Annotated in this window: 8 protein-coding genes and 1 riboswitch; all 8 genes read right to left on the minus strand. The window is 56.2% G+C overall.

Annotated elements, in window-relative coordinates:
- Positions 1-1,352: 1,352 nt before the first annotated feature.
- Entirely contained in the window at positions 1,353-2,375 is a 1,023-nt protein-coding gene (locus PJL69_RS20040; RefSeq protein WP_271311274.1) for a DUF6925 family protein, read from the minus strand.
- Complete coding sequence (locus PJL69_RS20045) at positions 2,341-3,003, minus strand: adenosylcobinamide amidohydrolase (protein WP_271311275.1); 663 nt, start codon at positions 3,001-3,003, stop codon at positions 2,341-2,343. Before PJL69_RS20045 ends, PJL69_RS20040 begins: the two co-directional genes overlap by 35 nt.
- A complete protein-coding gene (locus PJL69_RS20050; RefSeq protein WP_271311276.1) occupies positions 3,000-3,758 on the minus strand; it encodes an ABC transporter ATP-binding protein in 759 nt (252 codons plus the stop codon). The genes PJL69_RS20045 and PJL69_RS20050 overlap by 4 nt, the downstream gene beginning before the upstream one ends.
- Positions 3,755-4,735, minus strand: coding sequence for a FecCD family ABC transporter permease (locus tag PJL69_RS20055; RefSeq protein WP_271311277.1), 981 nt, complete (start codon positions 4,733-4,735; stop codon positions 3,755-3,757). The genes PJL69_RS20050 and PJL69_RS20055 overlap by 4 nt, the downstream gene beginning before the upstream one ends.
- A complete protein-coding gene (locus PJL69_RS20060) occupies positions 4,735-5,619 on the minus strand; it encodes an ABC transporter substrate-binding protein (protein WP_271311278.1) in 885 nt (294 codons plus the stop codon). Before PJL69_RS20060 ends, PJL69_RS20055 begins: the two co-directional genes overlap by 1 nt.
- Position 5,620: 1 nt before the next feature.
- The gene (locus PJL69_RS20065) at positions 5,621-7,516 is read right to left on the minus strand and encodes a TonB-dependent receptor plug domain-containing protein (RefSeq protein WP_271311279.1); all 1,896 of its coding nucleotides are present in this window, start codon (positions 7,514-7,516) and stop codon (positions 5,621-5,623) included.
- A gap of 161 nt (positions 7,517-7,677) precedes the next feature.
- A riboswitch (cobalamin riboswitch) is annotated at positions 7,678-7,879 on the minus strand.
- Between the two features lie 567 nt (positions 7,880-8,446).
- Entirely contained in the window at positions 8,447-8,653 is a 207-nt protein-coding gene (locus tag PJL69_RS20070; RefSeq protein ID WP_271311280.1) for a hypothetical protein, read from the minus strand.
- Positions 8,654-8,659: 6 nt separating this feature from the next.
- Positions 8,660-9,565: hypothetical protein (locus PJL69_RS20075; protein WP_271311281.1), on the minus strand; the 906-nt coding region annotated here is incomplete at its 5' end.

Below are 9,565 nucleotides of genomic sequence, written 5' to 3' on the forward strand. Positions count from 1 at the left end.
AAACAACCCTAAGAAGGAATGCGCCTCCTCGCACCAGCGCTCCTGCTCATGAGGACGGTGGGCATGCTATCGGCGCAGTTTGTGATCTATGCGCTGATGAGGGAATGGCTGGCTCAGTATTTTATATTAGTACAGGCAGGCTTCCAATCGCAATCCTCGTGTTCGGCATTCTAGGAATTGCCAGGAACACCGTCGCAGGTGCTCTTTCGTACCGCCTTGGATCTTGACCTTTGTTTTGGGCGAGTTTTGCCTGTCTCGCTGCGTTTCTTTCCCTAGTGCTTCTCGACTTGGGGCCATACTTGGGTGCGATGTCTCTTGCGGGATACGCATTCAAGGGCACCCTGTTCGCAACGCCCAAAAAAAGCCGTCTTGTGGCTTTGGTGACTGATGTCAACCACGGCTTTATCCTCGCGCTTAACCCGTCAGCAAATTACCTCGGCATTGAGTTAGGGTCAGCACTGGCAAGCGCTTAAGGCATCAATATCAGACTTTGGTCGCTGCGCGTTGGTGCATTGGGCCTACTAGCTCTGACAAATGCTGTGACAGTTGCATTCGGTTCTATCAAGAGATGAGAGCGCGTCGCAGTCGGTGTCCGAAAGCTGACCTTAGCGCAACCGAAGCGAAATCGCTCTAAGTGCGCACTACGGGCGTCTTCTAACCGCGTCTCGAACAACAGCTTCCTGCAACCAATGGATGATTGGTGACACCACAACAAAGTGAGAACGTCGCGGTACGGGTTTTATGTGAAGCGATCTCTGGTTGAGTACGCTAGCTATTTATGCTGGCAACTGAGCCGGCCTCACTGGGCCGGCCTTTTCGCATCCACAGGCAACCAGACGATCTGCCCGCCATCGGCGTCAAGTTGATCTGCCAGCTCTGCGGCAGAAACAACCTCTCCGCGCTCAATCAGCTCGGCCGCGCCAAACCTTGCCCTCGCAGTCCACAGGCAGCCGGATAAAGCTGCTGATGTTTACAATCTGTCTTTGGCGTTTGCGACCTCAATTTTTAAAACGAAGGCCTCAAATCCAAACCAACTACTCTTCCAACTCATCAGAAAAGCGTTTCATGGCAAAGTCTGGTTCTATTGGGCCCATCAACTGAACCTTCTTTTGGAGCTCCCGCATTTTGGCCAACAGCTCCTCATAACCGGTGTCTGATATAACGCTTGAAACTGCTGAATGCTCGACCAGGCAATGTAGGTTCTTGCACGATTGGTGTCGGGGTTTTGATGCTTTAGCGTCTCCCCCTCAAACGCGACATAACCGATGTGCGGTGCGGAGGGATGTCAGCCTCTGTTAAGAGGCTGTTGTGAAGGTCATCGCGATTTCTTGAGCTAGACCTTCACCGCTAATTTAATGACCGAGATTTTCCGGATCAGTTTGCTCAGGGTCGCGGTCAAATGCGCTTGCCCAACTGGTCAGCAAAGCACTTTCACCATGCAACAGGCGCCACTGACGAATGCCATTTCGCCACCCTGCCCGCCCAACACGTGACGCTGGTTCGGAAACCTCCCGCGCTTCTTTGCCAGCCTCCAGTGCGGCCCACGCCGTGTTCTTACCAGCCAGATACTCCTCCGCCCCCCAAGCTTGTAGCAACATCTGGAAATGATCAAAAGCGGCTTTGCTAAACGGCAGGTCCTCTCCCAAACGGCCAATAGCGGGGTTTTCCGGGTGCATACCGCAGCATGGCACAAGCCCTTCCGGAATCGGCGTATTGGCAGAATGCGTGCGCTTGGCCCGCAGAAGTTTGGGAAGCACATGGGTGTGCGGACCGTCGGGTGATTTGCCACCGGTGTCTGGGCCACCGATCATTTGATAAACCTCAACCCGCCCGATCCGTGTCAAAGCAACCCGATGAGGGTGGGCTTTCAGGATCGCACCCATAGCGGGACTATGGTGATCAAACAACGAGCGGCCCTCATTTGCGCGCAAAACCTCAAGTAATGTGGGATCAGTCGTCCGAATGCAGAAATCGACTTGAAACTGTGCCAGCCCCATATCAAACAGCACCGCATCCCGATCTGTTGCGCGCAAGGCCTGGGTATCCGCGCCAAGTTCGGTCAACACATCTCGCTGATGCATAGCGGCTTGATCTGTTGGCAGACACAGCGACACCGCCTGCGTCCAGCGATGCGGTTTGGGGCTCAGAGTTTCATAGGCCACAGGTGTCACCCCCTCCAGACGGTCAATACGCACACCTCCGCGTGGCGTGACCTGCATCAACCCGTCTTGGGTCGTGGGTACATCATCACCGTACACATGGTGGAACTCGGCAATGGCGCCAAATGACCCCATGTTCCAGCCGGTGTCTTCCTGAATGAGTGCGTCGCGCAATACGTTTTCAAGCTCTGGCACGCTGTCTTTCCTCTGTTTCATCAATCCACTTGTCAGCGCCCGCACGCACAGCGTCATAGACGGCGCGCCCGACGGCCTCACCGATAGCTGTATGAAGGCCCGCATAAAGCTGGTCCCCCTCCGGGGCAGCAATGGCGACACAATCTGTCCCCGTTCCCGTTGCAACCCCTGTCGGTACTCTGAAGCCCGCATCCATGACAGCGGCAGTGCGAGCCTGCACGGCAATGCTCATCGCTTCGAGCAGCCCTGCTTGGGTCATTCCTTCGCTGATCCCCAGACCAACATTGATTGTGCCCCAATCACGGCCCGAATAATCCACCCGATGCCCAACGCGCTCCCCATTGGAGAGGCCCACAGTCGCGACCGCTTCGACAGTCACCCCATCAACGCTTGCGGTGCGTGCTTCGTAGCGAGTGATGTCGCGTGAGGTGAGCATAACCACGGCATCCTCGGAATAACACCGCACCAATTCGGCATTGATCCACTGCTGCACATCTACACCTTCAGGCAAATCGCGATTGCGCACCTCACGCCATAGAAGACGGGATGCGCGCGCAAACCCCGGTGCGTTTATCGACCAACTCAAGGCTTGCATGTCCTCGCCAAGGTCAAACTCCAGCCAAGGGGCTTTTAGTTTCACGTAGCTCATTTCACCACCTCAAGGGGTTGAAACACCGGCCCCTCCGCTGTCTCCTCATGCCAAACGGAAACACCAAAGGCCTCTGCCATCAGCTCGGGGGTGAGCACATCATGTGGCGTACCATCAGCAATCACTCTACCTTCGGCAAGAAGGATAAGGCGGGTGCAGTGGCGGGCGGCAAGACCGAGATCATGAATCGAGATCATGACAGCACGGCCATCACCCGCCAGCTCGCGAAAGACTTGCATCGTGGAAATCTGATGCGCGGGGTCAAGCCCGGCAATGGGTTCATCCGCCATTAGAACAGGTGTGTCCTGCGCCAAGGAGCGAGCAATAAGCGCTCGAGCCTGTTCACCCCCAGATAGGCGCGAGGCTGCACGCTGCCGATAGGCCTCCAACCCCAGACGCTCTATTGCCGCATCCACCCGGACCTGATCAGCGAGCGGCATCCTCTGCCCCGTCGCCAGATGCGGCAGCCGCCCCAGCGCCACGATGCGCTCCACGGACACCGGCCACGCAATTTCGCGGGATTGCGGCATCCACGCCACCGTCCGCGCGCGCTGACGTGGTGACATGGCAGCCAGCGAACTGCTCCCGTCATGCGGCAGCAATCCCAAAATGGCACGCATCAGACTGGTTTTTCCTGCACCATTAGGGCCGATCAACCCGACAAACTCACCTTCTTGTATCTCAAAGGAAATGCCCTTGAAGACTTCTCTTCTACGCAGAGAGATCCCAAGGTTTTGGACCGACATAAGGGTCATGGCAGTTCCCTCCGCGTTTTGTAGATAAGGTGCAGGAACAACGGTGCCCCAACGAGGGCAGTCACAACGCCAAGCTTCAAATCCCGCGTCGGCAGGATGACCCGAACGGCAATATCAGCAAGCTGCAACATGATTGCCCCTCCCAGTGCGGAGGACCACATCAGCCGCGACGGCTGCGCACCGACAAACGGGCGCAGAATATGTGGCACCACCAAACCGACAAAACCGATGGCTCCGGCAACCGCGGTGACGCCGCCCACAATGCTCGCTGTACCCACCACGATCAGAAGCCGTAGCCGCGACAGGTCAAAACCCATGGTTTCCGCGGCATCCTCGCCAAGTGTGAGCGCATCCAGACCACGCGCAGTCATCGCAATCACCACAGCCCCTGCCACAACAAACGGCAACGCCAACCAGACATGCGTCATGGAGCGATCTGCCAAAGAGCCCATCATCCAGAAAACAATCTCATTGGCGGCGAAGGGATTGGGTGAGAGGTTCAATGCAAGTGATGTCAGTGCTCCGGCCAATGCCGAAATAGCAATCCCGGCAAGGATAAGCGTCAGAGAGCCGCCGCGCGGACCTGCCAGTGCCATCACCAGGCACACGCCTACCAAGGCCCCCGCCAACGCAGACAAAGGCAGCCCCAGAAACACATTTGCCGCCAACCCGGAATGTATCGCCAAAACCGCACCCAGAGCAGCCGAGGAGGCTACGCCAATCAACCCCGGCTCAGCCAGAGGATTGCGCAAATATCCCTGCATTGCTGCACCGGCAAAACCAAGGCCAGCTCCGGCGGTTATTGCCAGAAGCCCGCGCGGCAGTCGGATTTCCTGCATCACCAGCGTGAGCGGCCCAAAGCTGTTATCAAACAGCGCCTGAAGGCTGTCGATCGCAGGCACATTGGCGGGCCCGATGGTAAGCGAGGCTACAAATAATCCCAGCACGCCAAGGCCAAGTCCGATCTCCAATCGCATCACTCTGCTGTCCTTTGAAATTGATCCCGATCGTTGCGCAACCGCTTTATCGCGCGAAGCACGTACGGTGTGCCGCACACCCAGTCTTGGTCTCGCATATCACTGCGCGTGCCCGGCGCGCGATACACGTCCAGCACGGGATGTCGCAAAACGTCTTCAGCGCGGGAGTGGCCCGGATAATCGCCAGAGTTGATCACCATATCAGGCGCGGCCATGACCAGTACTTCCAGCGGCAGAATGCCACCCTGCGAGAACCCCTTTTCGGTGGCGACATTGCGCAGCCCCGCGGCCCGCAGAATTTGCCCGGCCAGCGATTTATCTCCGGATGTCCACCCGTTGGCAGAATACAGCGCAGCACGTGGCCCTTCGTCGTTGGCCTCAATGAGTGCGGCCAGATCACCAATAAATTGCGCTGCCATGGCTTCGGCACTGTCATCCTGACCAAGGAGCATCCCCATTTTGAGAATACGAGCCACGACATCGTCCAGCGCTCGGGCGGGTTGTATAACGGCTACTGGAACGTCAAGCCGACGCAGCATATCGACGGTTGCGCGGGTGGTATATGCACCGGCAATCACGAGATCAGGCTCCAGCAGGTAAATCTCCTCGGCACGCCCGTGATTGATCTCATAAGCGCGAGCCTCTTCCACCATGGCGGAGCTGCGGCTGTCCAAAGCGAGATAGGACACCGACAACAATTGCCTAGGCGCTGCAATCATCATTGCGAGCTGATCTGTACAGAGGTTCATTGAGACGACACGCTGTGGATGCGCGGGAAACTCAGATGAAGGTGGCACAGAAAGCGGCTCAGCCGCCTCCTGCGCCTGAGCGGCCCCACCCAAAAGCAGCACCGCCAACATTGATATGAGATGCGTCAAACGCATTTTAGAAAGATGCACTTATACCAAGATATGCGGTGCGTTCCTGACCATAGTAGCCCCAGGCCTCTGAATATTCTTCATCAAAGAGATTGATGATACGACCCGTGAGCATCAAGTTCTCCGTAAGCTCATACTGCCCGGCAAGGTTTACAACTGTGAAAGAGGGCAGTTTTGTTGTCGGGTTGTTTGGCCATGGGCGAAACCACTCGGTGTCATAACTGCCGTTAACGTAGCGCAATTCCGCCGTGGCAACGGCGCGATCATTCAGGAAGGACGTGCGCGCCTGAAGGGCAAATTCATGCTCTGGGCGGCGCACCAAAGGGGCCCCTGTTGGGTCTTCGCCATCGCCATAAGAATAGCTCGCTTTCAGATCGAGCCAGTCGTTGACAGTCCAGTCGCCGGTTACCTCGAGCCCTTGACGCACGCTGGTGCCTGTCAGGTTGACGGCTGTCATACCTGCAGAAGAAATCATGTCGTCAATTTCATTGCGATAGATGGTAACGCCCAACATGCCGCGACCATCTGCAAACGTCCAATCTGCGCCCAGTTCAAAGCTGAGACTTTCTTCGGGCTTGAGGTCGGGATTGCCGACGAACTGGCCCGGAGAATAGCCAAACTGCTCATACATGGTGGGGTTGACCGTCGCCTGCCCCAAGGACCCGCGCAAACGCAGATCGGTGCCGGGGATGCGGTAGGCCGCAGACAGGTTCCAAGAGAACGGATTTTCAAAAACATCGATGTCATCGTAGCGAATGCCCGCCTGCACATCGACGCCATTGGAAAAAATACCCTGATAATCAATTGCGATCGCGCGCGTGTTGCGCTCTTGCGTGCCTTCAGACCACGGCGACGAAATGTCCATGCTCTCTGTCTGTGCTTCCAGTCGCACATTCAGCTTTTGATTGGAACTCCGTGCCGCCTGTCCATCCAGCGAGAAGGTGGAGGTGTATTTGAAACTCTGGCGGTCAGACGCGTATTTTGATGGTGTCGCGGTATTGGGGTCTGACACTGACTCCTGATCCATTCCCGAGAGTTCGAAACGATGGAGCCACAAATCATCGCGCGTTTCGGCTTCCAGCCAGATTGCCCCGGATTGCTGCTCAATGTGCGTTTCCTTGAGTGGCAGCGCAAGGTATCCGTCAGGCGTTTGCGACACTGCGGTCGAGTAATAGGTATAGTCCTGATCTAGATCGCGGAATGTAAAGCCAATCCGCACCCCACCATCGCCCAAGTAGGTATCACCGGACAGGTTGATGTTGCGCACCTCGTTGTCGGCATTCGGCATACCTGGCGCGGCGTAGTTATAATCTTCGCGATTTTGCTCCAGCGAGAAAGACAGCTGCCCTGTATCAAAGCCTTGGCGCACATAGAGGTTGGCGTTGTACTGATCGTCCTTTGCTGCCTCCAGACTGCCGCCATAGGAGAGGCCCTGCTTGCTGGCTCGCTTGGTGGTGATGGCTATCACGCCCGACATTGCCGAGGTGCCATAAATTGCAGACTGAGGGCCGCGCAGGACTTCGATTTTTTCGATGTTGGCGACTGGCATGCTGCTGAAGTTGAAAGATCCTTGCAGCGCGCTGTTGATCTCCACGCCATCGACCAGAACTTTGACGTGGTTGCTTTCACCGCCGCGAATGAAAACCCCAGTGATGGTGCTGCCTGTAGACGCCACAGACACCCCTGGGAGTGCCCGGAGCGCATCTTGAACCCGCATTATGCCGCGTTCTCTGATCTCATCAGCGGTGACGACGCTGTAGGATCGCGTAAAGTTTTCCGCTTCGATCCCTGTCAGACCGCCGCTGACAATAATTTCGCCAAGATCGGTATATTCCTGCGCCAGAGCTGTTTGCGCAAAAACCAGCGCCAATGCGCTGGAGCCGCTTAAGATGTGTTTTTTCATGTCCCATCTCCACGGAAATCGGCAAACGACTCCCGCATTTCGGCCCGCAAAATAGGGGCCCATTTTTTATCAAATTGCCTTTGGAGAAATCTCTCCGCAGACGGTGAAGCAAGTGCCACCACTACGGAAGGTCCGCTGCCCTCGACGCGCCCCGCGTCCGGACCAGGTGAACATTCTGGCAGGTCTCCTGACTTGCGGGTCATCGCGCCCTCGGGCCTTCCCATCTCCGCCGGAGACAGTGGCATATGCCGAGGTTGCTCACCGCTTACAGTTGCGGGGGCAGTTGAGGATTTGGCCGACGCCGCACCTCATTCCCTTTTAACCGGATGGAAACTCCACCGGACCAGAACGGGTCGGAGCTAGCCAGAGAAAGACCAAGGTGTCAATTACGAATTTGAGAATGCGATTGCGCTTTGGATAGTGGACCAGCTAAGTGTCGTTAGGCGCCGGCTCTTAGCTCTGAACTGCAGGCGTTAAGTTCAGTCGGGCAGTCTTTTGGCCTTTAGCGCAATCGACAAAGTAGTTCAGGTGCGATGTCACAGTTTAATGTTCTCTTGCGGTGAGTTCCGCGAGATCAAACGCGCTTCACGGACTGTTTCTTAAAGAACTCTTTGCCGGCCGGGTTTGTCGTATCCAGAGGCAACCAGACGATCTGCCCGCCATCCAAGCAAAGTTGGTCTGGCTGCTCTGGGGAATAAACAACTTCTCCGCGCGCAATCAGCGGCGCCACGCCCAACTCTAATAGCTCTCGGGCACCACGCAGCGCTGCTTCGCTGCTGCCAGCACCTCCCCACAATACTCAGGGACAAAGTACCCCCAAACCCCGCCCTCGCAGTGTAGGACAGCCGGAAAAAGCTGCTGCTGTGGGCAATCTGTCTTCGGCATTTGCGTCCTCAAGTTCCAAAACGTTGGCCCCAAATTCCAGCCTAGCTATTTTTCTACCTCATCAGATAGCTCATCAGAAAAGCGTTTCATGTCAAAACCTGCATCTATTGGGCCCATCAACTGAACCTTCTCTTGGAGCCCCCGCATTTTGGCTAACAGCTCCTCATAGCCAGTGTCTGATGCATCGCTCGGTTCAGCTGTCTGACCGGGTTCCGGTAGGCCTTCTTCTTCGATATCTTCCTTGTCGCTCATGCCAACTCACTCCCAATTCACCAAGCGCTTGTCGTAAACGCGGACCAGCCTCTCACCACAATTGACTGGCGGCACATCCTCACGATCCAGCCGTCGCGCCAAATGTATCGCTGCCACCTTCTGGCGTAGCGCCATCTGCCCAAGCGTAACATATCTTGCTTGGAACTGCTGAATGCTCGACCAAGCAATATAAGTTTTTGCACGATTGGTGTCGGGGTTTTGATGCAAAATCTCGCGCAAATAGCCGTTGTCTCTTAGCGAACGAATGGAGCCCACATTGATCTGAAGGTGGCGCGCGGCTTCGGGTAACGTCAGGTCGCGCGCCAGGTCAACAGCTTTGCTGCCGCACACCGCATCCCAGTCAATTTCGATAGCATGCAAACCGTCTCCCATTCCGGCGCAGAGAGCCCCGTTCAGTTCGCCCTGTTTCCACATGGAGATCACCCGCGCTAAAGGAATGCCTCTGACGCGACAGAACTCTCTCATGGGCGCGGTAGACTTGCCTGGAAGAGGCGCTGGCAAGGTCGCGACATCAGCCAGTAGCCCGTTCACTTCCTCACGAAAGAGATAGCGTCGTGATGACAACAGCTTGAGCGTGGTGAGAACGCCCAGGTTCTGCAGCGCTTTCAACTGCTCAGGAAAAATACCAAGCTGCTTGGTCACTTCGGCAAATGTGGTCAACTTGGCCTTAAATACGCGCACCCTTTGGGTCTCCTCTGCAGAAATCTCGGTGCGTTTCAAAACCTCTTCTTTCGGTATGCCTTCAAGATACCCAAGCATCAATTTGAGCGTGACGGCCCCCAGCCCTGTGCGCTTGCGTGCCTCCTCAATGGTAAGCAATTCCCGTTTTTGTGGGCTTTTGCCAAACACCTGTTTGTCTGTGGGCACCGGGTAAACTGCAAACACAGGGTG

This window comes from Shimia sp. MMG029 (assembly GCF_027947445.1).
Taxonomy (GTDB): domain Bacteria; phylum Pseudomonadota; class Alphaproteobacteria; order Rhodobacterales; family Rhodobacteraceae; genus Shimia.